The sequence below is a fragment of the Microbulbifer sp. SE14 genome (assembly GCF_059834885.1).
Map to the genome: position 1 here is coordinate 85670 of NZ_JCBAJA010000016.1, position 22749 is coordinate 108418.

Annotated in this window: 25 protein-coding genes; 12 read left to right on the forward strand and 13 right to left on the reverse strand. The window is 63.2% G+C overall.

Annotated features, from left to right (window positions below):
* Positions 1–242: 242 nt before the first annotated feature.
* Both AC6R19_RS12870 and AC6R19_RS12875 read left to right on the forward strand, forming a co-directional pair.
* Positions 243–932 (forward strand): hypothetical protein, encoded by a 690-nt coding sequence (locus AC6R19_RS12870; protein ID WP_500580223.1) that lies wholly within the window; start codon positions 243–245, stop codon positions 930–932.
* Positions 933–1111: 179 nt separating this feature from the next.
* Positions 1112–1789 carry a hypothetical protein gene (locus AC6R19_RS12875; RefSeq protein ID WP_500580224.1) on the forward strand — a complete coding sequence of 226 codons (678 nt, stop codon included), beginning with the start codon at positions 1112–1114 and terminating at the stop codon, positions 1787–1789.
* A gap of 33 nt (positions 1790–1822) precedes the next feature.
* Here AC6R19_RS12875 and AC6R19_RS12880 read toward each other — a convergent pair whose 3' ends face one another.
* A complete protein-coding gene (locus tag AC6R19_RS12880) occupies positions 1823–3127 on the reverse strand; it encodes a dicarboxylate/amino acid:cation symporter (RefSeq protein ID WP_500580225.1) in 1305 nt (434 codons plus the stop codon).
* Between the two features lie 152 nt (positions 3128–3279).
* Between AC6R19_RS12880 and AC6R19_RS12885 the strand changes: the two genes are divergently transcribed.
* From AC6R19_RS12885 to phoR, 4 genes are all read left to right on the forward strand, one after another.
* Positions 3280–3900, forward strand: a complete 621-nt coding sequence (locus tag AC6R19_RS12885) for a chorismate--pyruvate lyase family protein (protein WP_500580226.1) — start codon at positions 3280–3282, stop codon at positions 3898–3900.
* Between the two features lie 12 nt (positions 3901–3912).
* Positions 3913–4791, forward strand: coding sequence for a 4-hydroxybenzoate octaprenyltransferase (gene ubiA / locus AC6R19_RS12890; protein ID WP_500580227.1), 879 nt, complete (start codon positions 3913–3915; stop codon positions 4789–4791).
* 104 nt (positions 4792–4895) lie between these two features.
* On the forward strand, positions 4896–5600 hold the full coding sequence (gene phoB, locus AC6R19_RS12895) for a phosphate regulon transcriptional regulator PhoB (protein WP_500580228.1): 705 nt from the start codon (positions 4896–4898) through the stop codon (positions 5598–5600).
* Between the two features lie 232 nt (positions 5601–5832).
* Positions 5833–7128 carry a phosphate regulon sensor histidine kinase PhoR gene (gene phoR, locus AC6R19_RS12900; protein WP_500580230.1) on the forward strand — a complete coding sequence of 432 codons (1296 nt, stop codon included), beginning with the start codon at positions 5833–5835 and terminating at the stop codon, positions 7126–7128.
* Between the two features lie 117 nt (positions 7129–7245).
* Here the strand turns inward: phoR and AC6R19_RS12905 are convergent, their stop codons facing one another.
* From AC6R19_RS12905 to AC6R19_RS12920, 4 genes are read right to left on the reverse strand one after another with little or no spacing between them, the layout of a single operon-like run.
* A complete protein-coding gene (locus AC6R19_RS12905) occupies positions 7246–7605 on the reverse strand; it encodes a hypothetical protein (protein ID WP_500580231.1) in 360 nt (119 codons plus the stop codon).
* Position 7606: 1 nt separating this feature from the next.
* The gene (locus AC6R19_RS12910) at positions 7607–8209 is read right to left on the reverse strand and encodes a DUF938 domain-containing protein (protein WP_500580248.1); all 603 of its coding nucleotides are present in this window, start codon (positions 8207–8209) and stop codon (positions 7607–7609) included.
* Positions 8209–8985 carry a peroxide stress protein YaaA gene (yaaA, locus tag AC6R19_RS12915; RefSeq protein WP_500580232.1) on the reverse strand — a complete coding sequence of 259 codons (777 nt, stop codon included), beginning with the start codon at positions 8983–8985 and terminating at the stop codon, positions 8209–8211. The genes AC6R19_RS12910 and yaaA overlap by 1 nt, the downstream gene beginning before the upstream one ends.
* A 37-nt stretch (positions 8986–9022) precedes the next feature.
* Positions 9023–9502 (reverse strand): DUF4265 domain-containing protein, encoded by a 480-nt coding sequence (locus AC6R19_RS12920; RefSeq protein WP_500580233.1) that lies wholly within the window; start codon positions 9500–9502, stop codon positions 9023–9025.
* Between the two features lie 66 nt (positions 9503–9568).
* Here AC6R19_RS12920 and AC6R19_RS12925 point away from each other — a divergent pair, with 66 nt between their 5' ends.
* Positions 9569–10855 carry a M48 family metalloprotease gene (locus AC6R19_RS12925; RefSeq protein ID WP_500580234.1) on the forward strand — a complete coding sequence of 429 codons (1287 nt, stop codon included), beginning with the start codon at positions 9569–9571 and terminating at the stop codon, positions 10853–10855.
* A 66-nt stretch (positions 10856–10921) separates the two neighbouring features.
* Here the strand turns inward: AC6R19_RS12925 and AC6R19_RS12930 are convergent, their stop codons facing one another.
* The 8 genes from AC6R19_RS12930 to AC6R19_RS12965 all read right to left on the reverse strand — a co-directional run bounded on the left by AC6R19_RS12930 (position 10922) and on the right by AC6R19_RS12965 (position 18779).
* Positions 10922–11746 (reverse strand): putative porin, encoded by an 825-nt coding sequence (locus AC6R19_RS12930; RefSeq protein WP_500580235.1) that lies wholly within the window; start codon positions 11744–11746, stop codon positions 10922–10924.
* A gap of 141 nt (positions 11747–11887) precedes the next feature.
* Positions 11888–12661: a hypothetical protein gene (locus AC6R19_RS12935; RefSeq protein ID WP_500580236.1), complete on the reverse strand. Its 774-nt coding sequence runs from the start codon at positions 12659–12661 to the stop codon at positions 11888–11890.
* A 169-nt stretch (positions 12662–12830) separates the two neighbouring features.
* Positions 12831–13148 (reverse strand): antibiotic biosynthesis monooxygenase family protein, encoded by a 318-nt coding sequence (locus AC6R19_RS12940; protein WP_500580237.1) that lies wholly within the window; start codon positions 13146–13148, stop codon positions 12831–12833.
* A gap of 121 nt (positions 13149–13269) precedes the next feature.
* Positions 13270–13971, reverse strand: a complete 702-nt coding sequence (gene phoU, locus AC6R19_RS12945; RefSeq protein ID WP_500580239.1) for a phosphate signaling complex protein PhoU — start codon at positions 13969–13971, stop codon at positions 13270–13272.
* Between the two features lie 17 nt (positions 13972–13988).
* On the reverse strand, positions 13989–14729 hold the full coding sequence (gene pstB / locus AC6R19_RS12950) for a phosphate ABC transporter ATP-binding protein PstB (protein WP_500580249.1): 741 nt from the start codon (positions 14727–14729) through the stop codon (positions 13989–13991).
* 167 nt (positions 14730–14896) lie between these two features.
* Positions 14897–16198: a phosphate ABC transporter permease PstA gene (pstA, locus tag AC6R19_RS12955; RefSeq protein WP_500580240.1), complete on the reverse strand. Its 1302-nt coding sequence runs from the start codon at positions 16196–16198 to the stop codon at positions 14897–14899.
* The gene (gene pstC, locus AC6R19_RS12960; RefSeq protein WP_500580241.1) at positions 16191–17570 is read right to left on the reverse strand and encodes a phosphate ABC transporter permease subunit PstC; all 1380 of its coding nucleotides are present in this window, start codon (positions 17568–17570) and stop codon (positions 16191–16193) included. The genes pstA and pstC overlap by 8 nt, the downstream gene beginning before the upstream one ends.
* Before the next feature lie 141 nt (positions 17571–17711).
* Complete coding sequence (locus tag AC6R19_RS12965; protein ID WP_500580242.1) at positions 17712–18779, reverse strand: PstS family phosphate ABC transporter substrate-binding protein; 1068 nt, start codon at positions 18777–18779, stop codon at positions 17712–17714.
* Between the two features lie 177 nt (positions 18780–18956).
* On the opposite strand from AC6R19_RS12965, the gene AC6R19_RS12970 reads away from it, so the two are divergent.
* From AC6R19_RS12970 to AC6R19_RS12990, 5 genes are all read left to right on the forward strand, one after another.
* Entirely contained in the window at positions 18957–19532 is a 576-nt protein-coding gene (locus AC6R19_RS12970; protein ID WP_500580243.1) for a TRAP transporter small permease subunit, read from the forward strand.
* Entirely contained in the window at positions 19529–20890 is a 1362-nt protein-coding gene (locus AC6R19_RS12975; RefSeq protein ID WP_500580244.1) for a TRAP transporter large permease, read from the forward strand. The genes AC6R19_RS12970 and AC6R19_RS12975 overlap by 4 nt, the downstream gene beginning before the upstream one ends.
* A 50-nt stretch (positions 20891–20940) precedes the next feature.
* Positions 20941–21543 carry a Uma2 family endonuclease gene (locus AC6R19_RS12980; protein WP_500580245.1) on the forward strand — a complete coding sequence of 201 codons (603 nt, stop codon included), beginning with the start codon at positions 20941–20943 and terminating at the stop codon, positions 21541–21543.
* Between the two features lie 108 nt (positions 21544–21651).
* Complete coding sequence (locus AC6R19_RS12985; protein WP_500580246.1) at positions 21652–22041, forward strand: acyl-CoA thioesterase; 390 nt, start codon at positions 21652–21654, stop codon at positions 22039–22041.
* Positions 22042–22079: 38 nt separating this feature from the next.
* A complete protein-coding gene (locus AC6R19_RS12990) occupies positions 22080–22328 on the forward strand; it encodes a hypothetical protein (RefSeq protein WP_500580247.1) in 249 nt (82 codons plus the stop codon).
* The last annotated feature ends 421 nt before the right edge of the window (positions 22329–22749 follow it).

Genomic DNA, 22749 nt, shown 5'->3' on the forward strand with positions numbered 1-22749 from the left:
CAAATGGCCTCCAGTGACAGGCCCTCACACCGTGCAGCCAGCTATCGCATCAACGCCTTTCACCGCCGACCCGCAGGTCCCGACTCAAAACCACCCCCCCTTCCAGTCACCAAAACTTTTGCGCTGTACCCGCTCCAATGGCAGCCTGATATCATCGACCCGATAAAAATAAAAACGCCAGTACTCAAACTCACGTTTCGAGTAAAACAGCGATAACGATGAGAGATCTCAGGGAGAGCCTCGTGCAATACCGATTACTGCGCAGACTGCTCATTGCCGGTTTTCTGTTCTTTTCCGCGGACAGCGCCGTTTATGCCCAGGGTGGCTTCCTCGGCTTTGGCGGCAACGAAAAAAATCCCAGCCTGACCCTGGCGCCGGCGGAAATCGCCGTGGATGTGCCCACGCCGGTACAGGGCAACGACTTGGCCCTGTTGCTGGCCCAGGCGGGCAGCGGCAACAGCCTCAGCGCGCTCAAGGAGGAGGCGGCGCGCAAGTTCAATTCCCGACTGCAACGGGAATGGCACGACCGCCTGCAGGAATTCTTTGTCGACGAGGAAGTGCCACTGGTGCAGCGGGATGGCTTCCTGACCCTGCACAGCTTTCTCGATATCTCCGTCAGCAAACAGCTCACCGACCTGAAATCCTCCGGCAGCTTCGAGATGGAGCGGGGCACACTGGAGCTGTCCGGCGACTTCCACTACCAGCTGAAGAACACCGCCGGCACAATCCTGCAGGGCCAGCGCTTAGATATCGCCGACCTGCGCGTGCGGGAAAAGTACCGGGTGAAGACCCCCCGCGACGGCGGCGAGGCCGAGGACAGCACCGATGCCGCGATAGAGCGGGCGCTGGCGGAAATGGTGCAGCGGCTGCTGGATCGCGTCGAGGACCAGCTGGAGGCGGACCGGCTGCGCGAAATGGCGGCCCCGGAATAGGGCGACAGGAAAGCCCCCGACCTTTCAATACAGAGAGTCACAGAAGCGTAAAAATGGCGCCAAAATCATCAAATATTTTGCTCTCTCTCCAGGGTAGTGGCAGCCTTAGGCTGCCTTAGAAGGCATTGCGGAGCGAAATCGATTCGCCCGGTATAAAAATAAAACTCAGGGAGAGTCCGATGATGAGATTGACTGCCCGCGCACTGGCGCTGGCCGGCCTGCTGAACTTTTCTTTCTCCGCCGCCGCCCAGGACGGTTTCCCGGGATTGGCCGATGGCCAGAGCCCCAGCCTCACTATTGCCCCCGCCGAGATCCACCTCGACGTGCCCATGCCGGTCAACAGCGCCAACCTGGCACTGCTGCTGGCCCAGGCAGGCGAAGGCGGCAGCCTGAGTTCGATGAAGGATGCCGCGCTGCGCAAGTACCAGCAGCACCTGCACGATGAACTCTACTCCCGGTTGCGGGCGTTTTTCGTCGAGGAGGAAGTGCCACTGGTGGAAAGAGAGGGCCTGCTGTCCCTGCACAGCGCGCTGGACCTGACCGTAATCAAGCACCTCAGCGACCTGCAGACCGGGGACGATTACGACCTGGAGCGGGGCACGGTGGAACTGTCCGGCAGCTTCCGCTACCAGCTGAAGAGCTTTGCCGAGCGCCCGCTGCGCGAACAGAGACTGGATATCGCCAAATTCAGGATCCGGGAAAAATACCGGGTCATGTCGCCGAAAAATGGCGGCGCGACCGAGGACAGTACCGAGGAGGCCATCAAGCTGGCGCTGTCGCAGATGGTGGAGGAGATTGTCGAGGAAATTGAGGACGACCTGGAGGCCGACGAACTGCGGGATCTGCTGTCCGGTTGAGCCGGGGCGCAAAGCGCCCCCTGTAGTTGCCCGCTACTGGGGGCTCACCGCACCGCCGCCGTCGGCGACGCTGTTGTAATTGCGGTCGTTGAATGTCTCCTCAGACAGGGCACCCTCGCTCCTGGCGACGATGGTGCTCACTACTGCATCGCCGGTGATGTTGACCGCGGTGCGCACCATATCCAGCAGCCGGTCCACCCCCATCACAATGGCGATGCCCTCCAGCGGCAGGCCCACCTGCTGCAGCACCATCGCCAGCATGATCAGGCCCACCCCGGGCACGCCGGCGGTGCCGACGGAGGCCAGGGTCGCGGTCAGTATCACGGTCAGGTAACCCGCCAGGCCTATCTCTATGCCATACATCTGCGCAATAAAGGCCGTGGCCACCCCTTGCATGATCGCGGTGCCGTCCATATTGATGGTGGCCCCCAGGGGAATGGTGAAGGCCGCCACCTTGTTGTCCACGCCCAAGCGCTTTTCCACCGTGGACAGGGTCACCGGCAGGGTGGCCGCGGAGGAGGCGGTGCTGAAGGCGAACACCTGCGCCGGGCGCATCTTCTTGAACAACTCCACCGGATTGAGACCGGACAGCAGCTTCAGCAGCAGCGAGTAGACGCCGAAGGCGTGCAGCAGCAAGGTGCCCAGCACCACCAGGAAGTACACGCCCAGGTCCAGGATGAATTCCACACCCAGTTCCGCAAAGGTCTTGGCCAGCAGCGCGAAGACGCCGTAGGGAGCGAAGACCATCAGCACACCCACCATGCGCAGGATGACTTCGTTGAGGTCATTGAAGAAACTGGCAACGCGCCGGCCCGGCTCGCCGCAGCGGGAAATCGCATAGCCCATCAACAGCGCAAACACGATGATCTGCAGCATATTCCCCTGGGCCATCGCGGCCACCGGGTTGGTGGGAAATATGTTCACCAGCACATCGGACAGGGGCGGCGACTCCTTCGGCTCGAAGGCACCACCGGGAGCCACGTCCACACCCACACCCGGCTGGATGATCAGCGCCATGCACAGGGCCAGGGTGATGGCAGCGGCGGTGGTGAACAGGTACAGAACCAGTGTCTTGCCGGCCAGCGGGCCCATGCGGTGCCCTTCGGACAGGGCGCAGGCGCCGCACACCAGCGACACCAGCACCAGCGGCACCACCATCAATTTGAGCGAGGCGATAAAGATGCGGCCGGCGATATCGAACAGCCCCCCGGTCAGGTAGCTGTTGATGGCACCGGTGACGCCGCTGCCGAGCAGCTGGCTGGTATTGAGGAAGTTGAACAGTACACCGACGACAATGCCGGCCAGCATTGCGATCAGGATTCTGGTGGTGAGACCCATGGACAGACTCTCTTCGGTTTCGTTGTTATAAAGCAGCCGAGCACTATATCAAATGATGAGTGCGGAATGCGGAATGCGGAATGAGCAACCCCCAATTCCGCATTCCGCATTCCGCATTTACAATGCCCCTTTGCAAAATCGCGGAGTTGCAGTTGTACCAATCTCCCTTTGAATCGCCTTTCGAGCCGAATGGCGACTGGCTGGCCCAGCCACTGGAATCCCTGCACCGGCAGCCGCCGCCGGCGCTGCTGCCCTGGCTGCTGCACCCCGGCTCGCTGACCGCGGCGCTGAAGCAACTGTCCGGTGGCGACTTTCGCGTACAGGTGCTGAGCCAGCGCTGGCAGCAGCCGCGGCTGGAGGAGCGGCGCGCGCTGGACTTGCGCGACCGCAGCCGCGCACTGGTGCGGGAGGTGTTGCTGTACGGCTGCGGCCGGCCCTGGGTCTACGCCCGCAGCGTGCTGCCGGAGCGCTGCCTGCAGGGCAGGTCCCGCTATTTGCGCAGCCTCGACAGCCGCCCACTGGGGGAACTGCTGTTCAGCGAGCCGGATATCCGCCGCGGACCTATAGTGCTGAACCAGCAGAGCCGCAATCCGCGCTGCCAGCTGGGCCAACTGGCCGGGGAGGGCGACAGCGCCTGGGGGCGCCGCTCCACTTTCTGGCTGCGGGACAAGCCGCTGCTGGTGGCCGAGACCTTCCTCAGTGCTTTCCGCCCCGCGCAGGGGCCGCAGGTGAAAACTGCAGCCGCCGAGACAGAACAAGCAGAGAGAATATAAAGAGAGTTTGCCGTGATCAGCCAACAACTATCCCAGCGCTGGCCCGCCGCACTGCCCTACTGGCAGCTGGCGCGCCTGGACAGACCCATAGGTTCGCTGTTGCTGCTGTGGCCCACCTGGTCCGCCCTGTGGCTGGCCGCCGGCGGCTGGCCGGGTCTGCACCTGTTTGCGGTCTTCACCCTCGGCGTACTGCTGATGCGCGCCGCCGGCTGCGCCGTCAACGACTACGCCGACCGCCATATCGACGGCCATGTGAAGCGCACCGCAGCGCGCCCGCTGGCCGTTGGCAGTGTCACGCCGCGCGGCGCCCTGGCGCTCTTCGCGGGGCTCAGCCTGGTCGCCTTTGCGCTGGTGCTGACCACCAACAGACTGACGGTACTGCTGTCGCTGCCGGCGGTGGCGCTGGCCTTCTGCTATCCGTTCGCCAAGCGCTACACCCACCTGCCACAGGTGGTGCTGGGGGCCGCCTTCAGCATGGGCATCCCGATGGCCTTCGCCGCCACCGGTGAGGTGCCGCCCCTGGCCTGGCTGCTGTACACGGCCAATCTGCTGTGGACCGTCGCCTACGACACCTTCTACGCGATGGTGGACCGGGACGACGACCTCAGGATAGGGGTCAAGTCCACCGCCGTGCTGTTCGGCGAGCTGGACAGGGCCATGACCGGCGCCCTGCAGCTGATGGTGCTGTTTGCGCTGCTGCTGGTGGGCCAGCGTTTCGAGTTGGGCACTGCCTTCCATGCCGGCCTTGCCGCCGCCGCAGCCCTGTTTGCATACCAGCAGTGGCTGGTGCGGGATAGGGAAAGAGATGCCTGCTTTCGCGCCTTCCTGAGTAACAATTGGGTCGGTGCGGCGATATTTTCGGGAATTTTCTTCCACTTCCTGCTCGTTTAGCGCACCATGCTGGGGATCGCTTTACACCCGTCATATATTTGTAACGAAAATGCCGTTAAATCCTCGGCCATAAACAGAAAGAATCTGGCGGATATGGCAGGCAGATGCAAAGCAAGACGATCCTGATAGTCGACGACGAGGCCCCGGTGCGCGATATGCTGCGGGTGGCGCTGGAGATGGCGGACTACCGCGTTATCGAAGCGGAGAACGCCCAGGAGGCCCACGCCCTGGTCATCGACGAGAAGCCCGACCTGATACTGCTGGACTGGATGCTGCCGGACGTATCCGGCGTGGAACTGGCCCGCCGTCTGAAGCGCGATGAATTGACCTCGGCCCTGCCGATCATCATGCTCACCGCCAAGGGCGAGGAGGACCACAAGATCAAGGGCCTGGAGACGGGCGCCGACGACTATATCACCAAGCCCTTCTCTCCGCGGGAACTGGTCGCGCGCCTGAAGGCCGTGTTGCGCCGCGCCGGCCCCGCCGCGCCGGAGGAGCCGCTGACCGCCGGTGGCCTGGTGCTGGACCCCCTCAGCCACCGGGTCACAATCAACGGCCAGGCGGTAGATATGGGGCCGACCGAGTTCCGACTGCTGACCTTCTTCCTCTCCCATCAGGAGCGCGCCTATACCCGCACCCAACTCCTGGACCACGTCTGGGGCGGCAATGTCTATGTGGAGGAGCGCACCGTGGACGTGCATATCCGCCGCCTGCGCAAGGCGCTGGCCGTGGACGGCCACGACCGCTATATCCAGACGGTGCGCGGCACCGGCTACCGCTTTTCTGTGCAGACCGCGGAAAAAGTGTAAGATTTCGCGCAAATTCGCACTTGTCCACAAACTGAACACACTAAGCTAGGCCGCGAGTGCCGACAGGTGAAAGACTCCGATCGGCCCTGCTGCCGGTGGCCGCCCGACAAAAAACCTCATCGGTAAATATTTGCCGGGCGGCCACCGGCAGCAGGGCCTTGCATCGTGCCAACTCGGAGGCTTCGGCAGCTTAACTTAGTGCTATTCATCTACAAACTAGAACGGCACCTCTATGCTGGATCGCAGTATCGGCGAGTTCTCGCGCTTCCTGGTGATCGCCCTCGGCTGCACCATCTTCGGCTTCGCCAGCGGGCACTGGCTGCTGTCCCTGGCCGTCGCCCTGGCGGTCTACCTGGGCTGGGTACTCTGGCAGCAGAGCCGCTTCAACCGCTGGCTGGCCAACGGCCGCCGCGGCCCCGCCCCCACCGCCTTTGGCATCTGGGGCGAAATCTCCGACGACTTCTATCGCCTGCAGCGCCGCCACCGGCGCGAGAAGCAGAAGCTGCACGCGATGCTGCGCCGCGTGCAGGACAGCACCAGCGCGCTGCGCGAGGGCATAGTGGCGCTTGAGGACGACGGCAACCTGGCCTGGTGGAACCCCGCTGCCGGTGAACTACTGGGGCTGCAGCCCGGCGACGCCGGCCAGCCGCTGGTCAATTTCGTGCGCGATCCCGGTTTCGTCAGCTATATGCACCGCCGGGACGCGCGCGGGCCCCTGACTCTGCCGGCCCCGGGTAACGACGCGCGCATCCTGCAGCTGGAGGTGACCCGCTACGGCCAGGACGAGGCTCTGGTGATCGTCCGCGACATCACCCGCCTGCACAACCTGGAGCAGATGCGCCGCGACTTCGTCGCCAATGTGTCCCACGAACTGCGCACGCCGCTGACGGTGATCGCCGGCTACCTGGAGACCTTGGAGGGCAGCGGCCAGGCGCCGCAGAGCTGGCGGCGGCCGCTGGCGCAGATGGGCGAGCAGACCGCGCGCATGACGACCCTGGTGAACGACCTGCTGCTGCTCGCGCGCCTGGAGACTTCGGAGCGGGACAGCGGCCGCGAGCGGGTGCCGGTAAGTGAGCTGATGGAGCGGGTGGCGCGGGAGGCCCGCAGCTTCAGCGGCGGGCGCCACGAGATCAGTGTCGACTGCGAACAGGACGCGACCATCACCGGCGATGCCACCGAGCTGCACAGCGCCTTCGCCAACCTGGTGCTGAACGCGGTAAAATACAGCCCCGCCGGCGGGCCCGTGCAACTGCGCTGGTGGGTGGATGGGAAAGGGGGGCATTTCTCGGTCAGGGACAGCGGTATCGGCATAGACCCCATCCATATCCCGCGCCTGACGGAGCGCTTCTACCGCGTCGACGCCGGCCGCTCCCGCGACAGCGGCGGCACCGGACTGGGCCTCGCCATCGTCAAGCACGTGCTGTTGCGCCACAGCGCCGAGATGAGCGTCGACAGCACGCCGGGGCGTGGCAGCACCTTTACCCTGCACTTCCCGACGCGGAAGCTGGGATCGGTGACCGCCGCCTGAAGGTTCCCGAGACCCGGGAACCCAATGTAGGAGCGGCCGATGGCCGCGATCGATCTTTCAGCCCCCTCTGGAATCCAATCGCGGCCAACGGCCGCTCCTACTGTTTACGGCGGAGTGTTACTGCAACTCCTCCAGCACCACTTCCTCACCGTCTTTCGTATAGGTGACCTTTTCCCCCTCCCCCACCGCATTGCACTGGCGGCGCAGGGTCAGGTGGTGCAGCTGCAGGTCGCCGTCGCGCAGCAGCAGGTGCTCGTGGCCCTCGTCGTCCACCGGCAGGGCATCGACGCTCACGAGGGCATCGCGCAGGGCCCGCAGCCGCGGCATGTCGCGGTAGCGATCCAGATCGTTGGAGAGGCGTTTCTTCATGCGCTCGCTCTCGTGCAACGCGGCGGCCGTCTCGCGGTACTTGGCAAAGAAAAATACCGCCGCTATGGCAAAGGCGATGACGACAGTCGTTTCAAACCACTCGGGCATTTCAGCTCCCCTTTTCTGTTTTGCGCCAGACCAGCAGCTGGTTGTTGGCCGGCAGGTAATTCAGTTCCTCGCGCGCCAGGCCGGCGGCGAGTGCCAGTTCGTCCAACCACTCCAGGTCGCGGATGCCGCTTGCGGGATCGCGCCCCTTCAGCCACAGGTCGAAGTCCGCATTGGTCGGGCCTATGTATTCGCCGCCGATTTTCACCGGTCCGTAGACTAGCAACAGCCCACCCGGCTGCAAAACCCGGGGCAACCTGTCAAAGAACTGCCGCACCGAGTCCGCAGACATGATGTGCAGGGTGTTAGCGGTAAAAATAGTGTCGACGCCGATCCGCGGCCAGTCGCCGTTCACGTCCAGTTCCAGCGGCTGCGGCAGGTTGTCCGCCGGCTCCGCCTCGAGCCACGCGCGGATACCCGGCAGGTTTTCCGCGCGGTCGGAGGTCTGCCAGGTCAAGTGCGGCAGCCTGGGCGCGAAGTAGACCGCGTGCTGGCCGGTGCCGCTGCCGATTTCCAGCACCTGGCGGCTGTCCGTCAGCAGGCGGCGCAGCTGCTCCAGTATCGGTTCGCGGTTGTGCGCGCAGGACGGCGCGTCAGGAAGCTCCATCACTGCGCCTCGTCGCGGGTAAAGACCCAGTCGGTGCCCCTGGACATCTCGGCATTGAATACATAGCCGGCCACGTCGAAGCCTTTCAGTGCTTCGGCCTTCTTCACCCGATTGTCGATGGCCCAGCGGCTCATCATGCCGCGGGCCTTCTTGGCGAAGAAGCTGATCATCTTGTACTGGCCGTTCTTCAGGTCCTTGAAGTGCGGGGTGATGATGTCCGCATCCAGCACGTCGGGCCGCACCGACTTGAAGTACTCGTTGGAGGCCAGGTTGACCAGCTCCCTGCTCTTGAGGCTGCGCAGCTGCTCATTCAGCGCTTTGGTGATTCTGTCGCCCCAGAAGTCGTACAGGTTTTTGCCGCGGCTATTTTCGAATTTGGTGCCCATTTCCAACCGGTAGGGCTGCATCAGGTCCAGCGGTCGCAGCAGGCCGTAGAGGCCGGACAGCATGCGCAGGTGCTTCTGCGCGTAATTGAAATCCCGCTTGCCCATGGTCTCCGCCTCGAGACCCGTGTAGACGTCGCCCTTGAAGGCGAGCAGGGCGGGGCGGGCGTTCTTCCCGGTAAAGGGGCGCTTCCACTGCTGGAAACGGTCGTAGTTCAGCGCGCCCAGCTTGTCGGAGATCTTCATCAGGCTGGAGATCTGCTGCGGGCTCAGCTCCCGCAACTCCTTGATCAGCGCCGCGGATTCCTTCAGGAAGTCCGGCTGGGTGGTTTCGAGGGATGGAATATCGCTCTCGTAGTCGAGGGTCTTGGCCGGGGAGATAACGATTAACATCGGATTCCTTAGTTGAAATAGCTACTCGGACTTGAACTTATTCCGGCTTAAGGATGTCCTGCCACCAGTTCAGTGGCGTCTGGCCGTCCTGGGGGTCGTAGACATTGCCGTAGTACCAGACACTGTTGGCGCCATCGCAGGCGCTGTTGAGGATTTCCTCGATCTTGTCGAAGCCGCAGCTGACGTGGATCGAGTAGACCAGCAGGCGCGGGCTCTCCATGTCCAGCTCGCCACCGAGCTTCTCCAGCTGCGGTGTCAGCTGGTCGGACAGGGCCGTGCTGTCGCCGCGACAGAAGACGCGGATCGCCAGGTTGCCGGAGCGCCTGACCAGCTCGAACTGCTGCTTGTCCCTGTCTACTTTGATGGTGTCGCCGCTGGCAATGCCCTTGATAAAGGCCGGAGAGCGCACCAGCTGGCAGCTGTTGTCCTCGTTGACGCGCACCTGCAGCCGCTCCACCACCGGCTCGCCGTCGGGGTCGATACCGGCGAACAACTCGATAACCTGCAGTGTCGTCATAACCTTGCTTCCCGGACCGTGTAAAATGGATCGCTGTAAAACCGAATAGTATACAGGGAGGAGGCGATGATCTCGCGCGCACTCAAATTCACCGCAGCCACAGCCGCTCTGGCCGCATCACTGCTGGCCGGCTGCGCGGTCAACCCGGTCACCGGCGAGAAGGAGCTGTCGCTGATGTCGCCGGGCCAGGAACTGGCGCTGGGCGAGCAGCAGTACCCGATCAACCAGCAGCAGCAGGGCGGCCAGTACGTCATAGATCCGGCACTGCAGACCTATGTGAACCGGGTCGGCCAGAAGCTGGCAAAGGTATCCGACCAGCCGCAGCTGCCCTACGAGTTCGTGGTGCTGAACAACTCGGTACCCAATGCCTGGGCCTTGCCCGGCGGCAAGATAGCGGTCAACCGCGGCCTGCTGGTACTGCTGGAGGACGAGGCGGAACTGGCCGCAGTGCTCGGCCACGAGATAGTCCACGCCGCCGCGCGCCACGCCGCCGCCGCCATGTCCCAACAGCAGGTGCTGGGCGCCGGCCTGGCCGTGCTCGGCGCCGCCACCAGGGAGACCGCCTACGGCGACCTGGTGACCCTCGGCGGCCAGCTGGGCGGCTCCGCCTATATCGCCCGCTACGGGCGCAGCAACGAACTGGAGTCGGACCGGTACGGCATGAAATATATGGCCGCCGCCGGCTACGATCCCCAGGGCGCGGTGCGGCTGCAGCGCAAGTTTGTCGAGCTGTCCAAGGGCAGGCAGGCCGGCGGCCTGCAGGCACTCTTCGCCAGCCACCCGCCGTCCCAGGCGCGGGTGGATGCGAATATCGAACACGCCCGACAGCTGCCGAAGGGCGGAGCCACCAACCGCGCCGCCTACCAGAAGGCCATAGGGCAGCTGAAACGCGACGCCGACGCCTACAAGAGCTACGACGACGCCATGGCGGCCATCAACGACAAGCAATACGACCGCGCCCTGGTCCTTGCGCGTCAGGCACAGAAGCAGCAACCCCAGGAGGCGGCCTTCTACGCGCTGGAGGGCGACCTGCTCGCCCACAAGAAGCAGTACCGGAGTGCACACACCGCCTACGACCGCGCGGTACAGAAGAACCCGGGCCTGTTCTCCAACTGGCTCAAGCGCGGCATGATCAGCGCCCAGCTCAATGACTACACCGCCGCGGAGCGGGACCTGAACCGCTCCCTGCGCTACCTGGAGACGCCCCACGCCCACTACTACCTGGGCCAGGTGTACGAAAAACAGGGCAATGTGAAAAATGCCTACAGCCACTACCAGACCGCGGCCAGTGCCGGCGGGGATATCGGCAGCAAGGCGCAGGCGCGGATGCAGGCGCTGAGCAACAGGGGATAGCGCAACAGCAAAAACAAAAAAGGACCGCGCGATGCGGCCCTTTTTGTTTCCGACGGAAGCCGGCGATCAGAGCTGAACGGTTACGCCCAGTTGGAAGGCATCAACGTCGGTATCGCTGTTGGTGCTGTAGGCCAGCTTGCCGGCGACATTGCGGTTGAAGAAGTGGGATACACCCAGCTCGAAGGTTTCGGCCTTGTTGTAATCGGCGAAAACGGAAGTCTCCTTGCTGAAGTAGTACTCGGCACCGATGTCCCAGGCATTTTCAAAGTCATCGTTGCTGGTATAGCTGGCATCGGCTACAAACCAGGTGTCACCGCCCAGGTCCTTGAAGAGCTTGGAAGACAGGGTGCGGCTGTCGAATTCGTCGTCGGCGACGAAGTTGAATCCGATATAGTCGTTGCCGCTCAGGCGATGGTTGTAGCGAAGGTCCGCAAGATAAACGGCATCGCCACCTTCGGCCTTCACACGGTGCACCTGGGCGAGGAAGTCCGGGGTGAACAGGTAGCCCGCTGACAGGGTGTGGCTGTCCGAATCTTCCGATTGAAACTCAGATTCAAAACTGGCATCGGAATAGGAACCTCCGAAAACAAAGCCACTGGCCGTGAAGTATTCGCCGCCGACGGCCAGGACATCTGCGTCACCGCCTTCGAAATCCAGGTAGCTGTAACCGGCAGATATGTTGGTTACCTTGTTGATGTATTCAAATTCCTTCAGCGGGCCCAGGCTTTCCTTGGGAGCAAAGAAATAAGTGGTGCCAATATCGAATTGATCGGTATCGGTGGAAGAATATTCGGTATTGGTGTAGTTGGCCTCTGAGATGGAGGTGTATTGCTCCGCGGCGGCGGAAGCGGCGAAGACCATCAGGGGCAGGGCGGCAAATTTGAATTTCATCACAATTTCCTTGTTTTACCTTGTTTCCAACAGGAGCCGCGCATTGTAATGATTTTTCCTGAACGGTAAATGAACTGGCAAGAAAGTGTGTGCACAAAAAGAAAAGGCCCCGAGCGGGGCCTGTTCTCGATGCTCACAATGCTACTCCAGACTTGCCAGCATATTAGTACATCCCTCGACGGCCTGGGCCTTGGCCTCGTCGAGAACCTCCTGCATCAGGGCCGGCTTTTCCTGCAGTTCCTCCATGGTGTAGGAGGTCTTCATGGTGGTGTAGTTCGGGCCACAGGCCCGCTCCCAGGCCATCTCGTAGCTGCCGGGACTGGTTTGCGACGGCTTGAAAGCGCGCATCACCACGCTGGCTTCGGTGGTCAGGGACTTGGTGTTGGTGCCCATGGTCAAACCGGCAGCGAAGGCGCCTCCCATGGAAAACCGCTCGGTGAGGTTGATATTGTTCACTTCCAGCATCAGTACCAGGTCGGCATCGGTCTTGAAGTTTTTCAGCTGGCCCTCTTCCACAACGGCCAGTTCTTTGTCCAGCACCACCAGTTCGACCGGATCGTAGGGCTGGCCCCAGGCCTGAGCGAGTTTCGGCATGATTTCCCGGTAGACGGTCGGCGCCAGATCGTGCTCGCCGTACAGGGATTTGACCATCAGCGCGTTCTGTTCCGCTTTACTCAGTTGTTTTTTCTGTTCCTTTGCGGCTATGGCATCCCACATGAGGCCGTTCATTCCACCGCCGTAGTTGGCCCAGAAGCTTGAGGTGTCGATAACACCGGTGGAATAGCGTACCGGCTCTGTGCCATTCTGAACGAATACGACATTTTGAACGCCCTGGCGCAGTTCGGATACCGGCGGATTTGCTGCACAACCGCCGAGAAGACCTGCCAACCCCAAGAGCAAAAGCAACTTTTTCATAAGAACTCCACCGTTTATTGGATTGTTTTTAGCGAAGGGGGGATTCTAGCTGCTGCAGTTTACAAACTGTAGACTCGGGCGCGTCGCAACCGAGACGCAGGTCGCAAAACCGCGTTGAATTGCCGGGCTTGCAGTTACGGTGCCCCAGTTTACTTGTTATCGACCGCTTTCATTTCCCGGCCGGCGGTGTAACCACCCACTCCGGCTCCTCGAACTCTCCGATAGGGCGCACTTCGACGAAGGGCGCGGCGCTGCGGATGATCTCGTCGATTTTTGAATCGTGCTGTGTCTCCATCGCATCCCGGTGCGCCTTGCTTTCCCAGCTGGCGATGGCGATCAGGGTGTTGGGGTCGCCGATCTTGCGGCGCAGTTCGGTGCCGCAGGCTCCCGGGGCCCGCTGGATCAGTTCGGAGGCGCGCACCCAGGCTCTAGCGTATTCCTCGGCGGTGTGGCCCTCTTTGACGCGAACCTCGAAGATATATTTCATGCGCCTTCTCCCATAAAAAATGGCCGCGTAGCGCGGCCATTTTAATTCGCCTGCAAGCAGGCTCCTACAGCGAGTCCCGAGTCCCGAGTCCCGAGTCCCGAGTCCCGAGTCCCGAAAATTATCAGGCCTTTTTCAGCTTGTCCTCGTGGCCGTGGCGGATATCGGCGCCCTCTACCAGGTAGACCACCTGCTCGCAGATATTCTTCGCGTGGTCACCGATGCGCTCCAGGGAGCGCAGGGTCCAGAGGACGTTGATCACGCGGGAGATGCTGCGCGGGTCTTCCATCATATAGGTGATCAGCTCGCGCACCGCGGTGCGGTAGTCCATATCCACCTGTTCGTCCTCTGCCAGGGTGTCCATCGCCGATTCGACATCGAAGCGGGTGTAGGCGTCGAGGGAGTCGTTGAGCATCTTGCGCACGGCATTGGCTATATGGCGAATCTCGGTGTAGCCCCGCGGCGCGGTGCCCTCGTCGGTAAGCGCTATGGCCATCTTGGCGATCTTGCTGGCCTCGTCGCCGATGCGCTCCAGGTCGCGGGCGATACGGGTGACCGACAATACCATGCGCAGGTCCGAGGCGGCAGGCTGGCGTTTGGCAATGATCAGGGTGGCGTGCTCGTCCAGCGCCATCTCGCGCCGGTCTATCTCCTCCTCGACGCGCAGCACCTTTTCCGCCAGCTCGCTGTCGGCATTGGACAGGGCGTCCACGGCGTCGGCCACCTGGCGGGCGACCATGCCGCCCATTTCCAGCATCTCCGTCTTGATGCTTTCCAGGTCCTCGTTGAATTGACGGGAGATGTGTTGATCGAAATGCATTTCCATAATGGTCTCCCTCTAAATCAGCCGAAACGGCCGGTGATATAGGCCTCGGTCAATTCGTGTTGCGGGTTGGTAAATACCGTCTCGGTATCGTTCACCTCCACCAGGTGGCCCAGGTGGAAGTAGGCGGTGCGCTGGCTGACCCGCGCGGCCTGCTGCATCGAGTGGGTCACTATCGCAATAGTGTAGTTCTCGCGCAGCTCGTCGATCAGCTCCTCGATGCGCGCAGTGGCGATGGGGTCCAGGGCCGAGCAGGGCTCGTCCATCAGGATCACCTCGGGGCTGACGGCGATGGCGCGGGCGATGCACAGGCGCTGCTGCTGGCCGCCGGAGAGGCCGGTGCCCGGCTTGTCGAGGCGGTCCTTCACTTCGTTCCACAGGCCGGCGCGGCGCAGGCTGTTCTCGACGATCTCGTCCAGTTCCGCGCGGCGGCTGGCGATGCCGTGGATCTTGGGGCCGTAGGCGACGTTGTCGTAGATGGATTTGGGGAAGGGGTTCGGCTTCTGGAACACCATGCCCACCCGCGCGCGCAGCGGCACCACATCCACCCTGGGGCCGTAGATGGGTTCGTCGTCCAGGGTCAGTTCGCCCTCGACGCGGCAGCCCTCGATGGTGTCGTTCATGCGGTTCAGGCAGCGCAGGAAGGTGGACTTGCCGCAGCCGGACGGGCCGATCATCGCCACCACCTCGTTGCGGCCGATATCCAGGCTGACATCGTGGATCGCCTGGGTCTCGCCGTAGAAGACATTGACGTTGCGCATGCGCAGCTTGGCGTCGTCGCACAGCGGCTTGCCGACGGTTTCGCGCACCTTGGTCCGGGTATCCACAGCTTTTCTTTCCACTGATTCGGGTTTTGCCGGCTCGGCCTGCCCGGCGGCGTCCAGGGTCATGGTGTTCATAAACAATCCCGTTATCTTAGCACCGGCCGCTACCAGCGGCGCTCGAGTTTCTTGCGCAGCAGCACAGCGCTGGTATTCATTACGATCAGGAAGCTCAGCAGCACCATGATCGCGGCGGAGGTGCGCTCGACGAAGGCGCGCTCGGGGCTGTCGGCCCAGAGGAAAATCTGTACCGGCAGTACCGTGGCCGGATCGGTGATGCCGCCGGGCACGTCGACGATAAAGGCCACCATGCCGATCATCAGCAGCGGCGCCGTCTCGCCCAGGGCCTGGGCCATGCCGATGATGGCGCCGGTGAGCATGCCGGGCATGGCCAGCGGCAGCACATGGTGGAAGACCACCTGCATGCGCGAGGCGCCCATGCCCATGGCCGCCTCGCGGATGGACGGCGGCACCGCCTTCAGCGCGGCGCGGCTGGAGATGATGATGGTGGGCAGTGTCATCAGCGTCAGCACCAGGCCACCGACCAGCGGCGCCGAGCGCGGCAGTTCGAAGAAGTTGATGAAGATCGCCAGGCCCAGCAGGCCGAAGACGATGGACGGCACAGCGGCGAGGTTGTTGATGTTCACCTCGATCAGGTCGGTCCAGCGGTTCTTGGGCGCATACTCCTCGAGATAGATGGCCGCGGCCACGCCGATGGGGAAGGACAGCGCCAGGGTCACCAGCAGGGTGAACAGGGAGCCCATCAGTGCGGCGCGGATGCCGGCCTGCTCCGGTTCGCGGGAGTCGCCGTTGGTGAAGAAGGTACTGTTGAAGCGCTTCTTCAGTTCGCCGCTGCCCAGCAGCTGCTGTATCCAGCCGGCCTTCTGCTCCGAGGTGCGGCCGCGGAAGCCCTCCTTGGAGTCGTCCAGACTCTTGACGAAGGTATCCACATCGTCGTCGGCGGCCAGCCAGACTGTCTCGGTCTTGCCGAGCAGTTCCGGATTGGCCGCCAGGCGATCGCGCAGGGTGAAGGGCGCCCCGGTGGAGACCAGGCTGTAGAGTTCGCGCTTGTCCCGGCGCCCGCTCACTTCGGGGAAACGCTGCTGCAGCGCCTCGCGGATCACGCCATCGAAATTGGCCCAGGCCAGGCTCTCGCCGTCCACCTTGTCGATGCCCAGCACCTGCTGGTCGTAGTGCACGCGCAATTCGATCGCGCTCTGTACGAAAGCGCCGCTGCCCTTGGAGATGATGTCGGTGAACAGCACCACCACCGCGAGCACGCCGAAGGCGATACTGGCGATGCCCATGCCGCGGAAGAGTTTTTCCTTGCGGTGGCGGCTGGCGAGGCGCTGCGCTATGCGCTCGCGCACCTGCTCCTGCGTCAGATTGCTTTGGGTCGAATCAGTCATACTGTTCCCGGTATTTTTTCACTACGTGCAGGGCGATAAAGTTCAGTACCAGGGTGGACAGGAACAGCATCAGGCCCAGGGCGAAGGCGGCCAGGGTTTTGGGGCTGTCGAACTCCTGGTCCCCTACCAGCAGGGTGACTATCTGCACCGTCACCGTGGTAACGGATTCCAGCGGGTTGGCGGTCAGGTTGGCGGCCAGGCCGGCGGCCATCACCACGATCATCGTCTCGCCGATCGCGCGGGACACCGCCAGCAGCACGCCGCCGACGATGCCGGGCAGGGCGGCGGGAATGACCACCTTGCGCACCGTCTCCGAACGGGTGGAGCCGAGGCCCAGGGCGCCGTCGCGCAGGGACTGGGGCACCGCGTTGATCACGTCGTCGGACAGGGACGACACGAACGGAATAATCATGATGCCCATCACCAGACCCGCGGCCAGGGCGCTCTCGCTGGAGGCCTGCAGGCCCATGGCATTCGCCAGGTCGCGGATGAAGGGCGCCACCGTCAGGGCGGCGAAGAAGCCATAAACGACCGTGGGGACACCGGCGAGAATTTCGATGACCGGCTTGGCCAGGGCGCGCACCCGTTTACTGGCGTATTCGGCCAGGTAGATGGCCGACATCAGGCCCACCGGCACCGCCACGAACATCGCTATCGCCGACACCATCAGGGTGCCGGTAAACAGGGGCACGGCACCGAAGGCGCCGCTGGAACCCACCTGGTCGGCACGCAGAGCCATCTGCGGACTCCAGTGCAGGCCGAACAGGAATTCGGTAATCGGCACCGACTGGAAGAAGCGCAGGGACTCGAACAGCACCGACAGCAGTATGCCAATGGTGGTGAAGATGGCCGCGCAGGCACAGGTGATCAGCACGCCGCGCAATACCTTTTCCACCTTCTCCCGCGCGCGCAGTTCCGGCGAGAAGCGCAGCGCCGCAAAGGCGCCCAGGCCGGTGGCGAGGATCAGGCTCAGCGCCGCCTGCAGGTTACGCGAGCCGCTCTGCAGGTTGCTCAGGCGCTCGGCGGCGGCCTGCACCTCCGGCGGCGCCTCGCCGAACAGGTGGCCGGCGGCCAGGTTCTGGATCTGCGCGTAGAGCAGGTTCTGTCCGGCGATGGTGTCCGGCTTGTCAGCGATGCCGTTCATCACCAGCGCGCGGATGATCGCATCGTCGAAGGCGAGCCAGGCGCCCAGCAGCAGCAGCGCCGGCAGGCCGCACCAGAGCGCCGTGTGCAGCCCGTAATAACTGGGCAGCGAGGACAGGTTGCGCATGCCGCCGCGGCTGCGGGCCGCCGCCAGTGCGCGGCTGAAGCCGGTACCGTAGGCTACCAGAATGAGCAGCAACAGCAGGGCGAACAGGGTCGGGGTTTGCATCGATTCGCTCAAACAATGAGTTTGCCGGCATTATCCGGACTTTTTATTGCGTTTGCATGGCCGCTCTGAAACGGCAGATACATAAAAAGGCCAAGCCCTCTCGGGCTTGGCCGGTAAATCCATTTACGTCTTGTTCCCGACTTATTTTTTCGCCAGGTTGGAGAGCGCGTTCATCTTGCGCACATCCGTGGCCACCTGCTGGCGCTTGGCGGCGGGCAGCGGAATCATGCCCTTGTCAGCCAGGTAGCCGTCCTCGCCCCAGGCGCGCTCGCTGGTGAACTCGGCCAGGAACTGCTTGATGCCCGGAACCACGTCGGCGTGGGCCTTCTTCACGTAGATGAACAGCGGGCGGGACACCGGGTAGCTCTGGTCGGCGATGGAGTCGAAGGTCGGCTCTTTGCCTTCGATCAGGGAGCCCTGCACCTTATCGGCGTTCTGGTCCAGGAAGCTGAAGCCGAAGATGCCCAGGGCATTCGGGTTGGCCGCCAGCTTGTTCACGATCAGGTTATCGTTCTCGCCGGCTTCCACATAGGCGCCGTCTTCACGGATGTTGTGGCAGATCGCCTTGTAGGCGCTCTTGTCTTGCTTCTTCTTGGCCGCGATCCAATCAAAGGTCTTGCAGCCGCCCTCCATCGCCAGTTCGGCAAAGGCGTCGCGGGTACCGGAGGTCGGGGGCGGGCCCAGCACTTCGATCTTGTGCGCGGGCAGGGCCGGGTTCACGTCCTTCCAGGTCTTGTAGGGGTTCTCAACCAGGGTCTGGGAGCCGTCCGGGTTGGGCACTTCCTTGGCCAGGGCCAGGAAGATGTCCTTGCGGGAGAGCTCGAAGGGTTCGGCGCTCTTGGCGTTGGCCAGCACAATGCCGTCGTAGCCGACCTGCACTTCCACCACTTCGACGCCGTTGTCTTTACACATGTCCAGCTCGGACTGCTTGATACGGCGGGAGGCGCCGGTGATGTCGGCGGTGCTCTCGCCCACGCCCTGGCAGAACAGCTTCATGCCACCGCCGGTGCCGGTGGATTCCACCACCGGAGTCTTGAACTGGGTCACGCGGCTGAAGCGTTCGGCCACGGTGGTGGTAAAGGGGTATACGGTGGAAGAGCCGACGATGCTGATATGATCGCGGGCCGCCAGGGCCACCTGGGATGCGGCGATGGTCAGTGCCGCCAGGGACGTGGCCACTATTTTCTTGGCAACGGGGCGTTTGTTCATGGATAACTCCAGTGTGTGTATTTGTTTCACGCGGCGATGCTAGGAACAACGGGTGACGATTCTATGAATGAAAGATGACAAAAAGGTTACAAATCGCAGGATTGCACAGCTGGCGCCGGATCCGCCGAGGCGGTAGGCTTTGACTGACAAGAATAAGATGTACTGAGAGATCTCCCCATGTCCCTACTGCTCCGGGGCGCGCGCGCCCTAGACCGGCTGGCCAGCGGTGCCGGCCGGCTGCTCGGCTGGTTCACCCTGGCGATGGTATTGCTGCAGAGCGCCGTGGTGATACTGCGCTACGGTTTCAGCGGCGGCTCGGTGGCCCTGCAGGACGCTGTCGTCTACCTGCACGGCGCCGCCTTTATGTTGGGCCTGGCCTATGCGCTGCTCACGGATGCCCATGTGCGTGTGGATGTCTTCTACCGCCGTATGGGCGCGCGCGGCAAGGCCTGGGTCAACGCCGTGGGCACCCTGGTGTTCCTGCTGCCCGTGTGCGCCTTCATCCTGATGGGCAGCTGGCAGTTCGCCGCAAGCAGCTGGGCGGTGCTGGAGTCCAGCTCCAGCGCCGGCGGCCTGCCCGGGGTCTTCCTGCTGAAGAGCCTGATTCCGCTTTCCGCCCTGACCCTGGCCCTGGCCGGCCTGGCCCAAATATTACGCGCCCTGGCGCAGCTGATGATGGAGCCGGCTGACGGTATGCCACCGGCGACGCCCGCCGCGGCCTCCCGCCCCGAGATAGAGGAGGCCAGCGCGTGATGGAGCTGATTCCGCTGCTGATGTTCGCCGCTGTCTGCGCGGCGCTGATGTTCGGCTACCCGGTGGCCTTCACCCTCGGCGGCACGGCGCTGCTGGCGGCGGGTCTCGGCATAGTGTCCGGCATTTTCGACCCGGAGCTGCTGCGCGCCTTTCCCGACCGACTCTGGGGCATCATGCAGAACGGCACCCTGATGGCGGTGCCGCTGTTCGTGCTGATGGGTGTGATGCTGGAGCGGGCGCGCATCGCCGAGGAGCTGCTGGTCAACCTGGCCAGGGTCTTCGCGCGGGTACCCGCGGGCATGGCGGTATCCGTGGTGGTGGTCGGCGCACTGCTGGCCGCCAGCACCGGAATCGTCGGCGCCACGGTGGTGACCATGGGGCTGATGTCCCTGCCCACCATGCTCAAGCGCGGCTATTCCCCCAGGCTCGCCACCGGCACCATCTGCGCAACCGGCACCCTGGGGCAGATAATCCCGCCGTCCATCGCCCTGGTGCTGCTCGGCGACACCCTTTCCAACGCCTACCAGCAGGCGCAGCTGTCCGCTGGCATCTTCAACCCGCAGCCGGTCAGCGTCGGCGACCTGTTTATCGGCGCGATTGTGCCCGGCCTGCTGCTGGTAGCCGCCTATATCGTCTACCTGCTGTTCGTCGCCCGGCGCGAGCCGGCCGCGGCACCGGCCGGCGACAGCCAATCCGTGGATCTGGGGGAGACCCTGAAGAGCCTGCTGCCGCCGATCGCCCTGATGCTGCTGGTGCTGGGCTCGATCATCAGTGGCGCCGCCACACCCACCGAGGCGGCGGCAGTCGGCGCCCTGGGTGCCGGCATTCTGGCCTACAGCCGCGGCGCCCTGAACTGGGCCCGCGCCGGCGAGGTGGGGCGCAGCACCCTGCAGGTCACCGCCATGGTGTTCGCGATACTGATCGGCGCCTCGCTGTTTTCACTGGTATTCCGCGGCTACGACGGCGAGGAGCTGGTGACCGGCATCTTCCACAGCCTGCCCGGCGGCGTGGTCGGCGCGACCCTGCTGGTGATGGTGGTGATCTTCCTGCTCGGCTTTATCCTCGACTTTATCGAGATCACCTTCGTCGTGGTGCCCATCGTCGGCCCGGTGCTGCTGGCCATGGGCCTGGACCCGGTGTGGCTCGGCATCATGATCGCGATCAACCTGCAGACTTCCTTCCTGACGCCACCCTTCGGCTTCGCGCTCTTCTACCTGCGCGGCGTGGCGCCGGAGGAGGTGGCCACCGGGGCCATCTACCGCGGGGTGGTGCCCTTTATCGCGATACAGCTGCTGCTGCTCTGCGCCCTGGCGCTGTGGCCGGAGCTGGCGACCTGGCTGCCGGAGCGCTTGTCTTAGGGGCGGGGCGCCCTTAGGCTTTAGGTGATACCCGCACCGGAGGTGTATTCATGGCCCTGCAACGGCGCGACAACGAATATCACACCTACGCCGACTACCTGACCTGGCCGGATGACGTGCGCTATGAGCTGATCGATGGAGTCGCGTATCTGCTGTCTTCGCCCGAGGCAATGTCGCCTGCGCCCGCTCCGCTCTATCAGGAATTCATTGTGGAAATGCTCTTTCAGGTGCGCAGCGCTCTGGAGGACAAACCCTGCCGTGTCTACATTGCTCCTTTCGACGTGCGCCTGCCCAAGGGAGACGAGGCGGACGAGCTGGTGGACACGGTGGTGCAGCCGGACCTGCTGGTAATCTGCAACAGGGACAAAGTGGATGAAAAAGGCCTGCGCGGCGCCCCCGACTGGATAGTCGAGATCCTCTCTCCCGGCACCGCCGGCTACGACCAGACCCGCAAACTGACCGCCTACGAACGCGCCGGCGTGCCGGAAGTTTGGCTGGTGCACCCCACCGACAAAACACTGGCCATCTACCGGCTGGAAGACGGGCGCTACGGCCGCCCGCACATCAGTGAGCTACAGGGCCGGACGGAGACAATCCAGCTGCCCGGCATCGCGATCGACTGGGACCAGCTGCTCGAACAGATCATCGACTGAGCCGGATTTTTGCATTCGGCGACTGGCTAAAAGCTGGCCAGATTGTGCTAGAATGCGCCACCCGCAATGCCGCGGAAGCCAATAAATCTAACAATTCGTGAGCAGTCGATGTCCGCACTCGATGAGAACCCCCAGCCCACAGGCACCCTGACCCTGCAGACCCAGACCATGCCCCGGGACACCAACCCCCAGGGAGACGTATTCGCCGGCTGGCTGATGTCGCAGATGGACTTGGCCGGCGCCATCCTGGCCCAGAGTATCGCCCGCGGCCGCGTCACCACCGTCGCGGTGGGCAGCATGGTGTTTCTGCGCCCGGTACCGGTAGGCTCCACCGTCAGCTGCTACGCCGAGGCCCTCGAAGTGGGCCGCTCCTCCATCCGCACCATGGTGGAGGTCTGGCTGACCCGAGTGGACTCCGGCGAGCAGGCGAAGGTCACCGAGGGCGAGTTCGTGTTCGTGGCCATAGACGACCGCGGGCGCACCCGGCCTCTGCCGTAGTAAGCCCGTCTACGCCGGTGGGTGCTATACCCATTGGGATGATCGAATCACTTCTCGAACACCTGCTGGTCCTGGCGGGCATACTGCTGATCCCCGCCGGCCTGCTGCTGTTGATCTTTGCCCGCCTGCGATGGAGCAGCAAGGCCACCCTGGCCGGACTGGTGCTGATAGCCCTGGGCGCGCTGCTGCTGGTGCGGATGCAATACGCGGAGTTCTGGCAGGTCGACCGCTGCCTGGATGCCGGTGGCCGCTACGATGACGAGGCGGAGGCCTGCATATTCCGGTAACATTCTATGTATTGGCGCTTCCTTGATGGCGGACGTTGATCGCGATCTTTCAATACAATTAGAAGGCGTATCCTCCCGCAAGCCCCAAGACCAGCTCTACCGTCTCTTTATCCATAGCGCCCGGCCCATAACGCCAAGGAGCGTAGTTATTTCTGTAGCTATCCCGTCGATACTGCAGCCCTGCACTGGCGGTGACACTCCAACCGGACGGCCACAGCCAGTGATAACCGCCACCGATGGTCAACTGTTCCGTCTCTCTGCGTTTGAAATAGTATCCATTTTCGTAATCGTCAAAATTGTCATCATTGTAGGTAGTGTTCAGAATTCTGTGTCATTTCTTTACCATACGCAAAAAAGAGATGACTCATGACCAAACCTACGTTCGATATGGATGCCGCTGTCAAGGCGCTGCGTGAGGGCA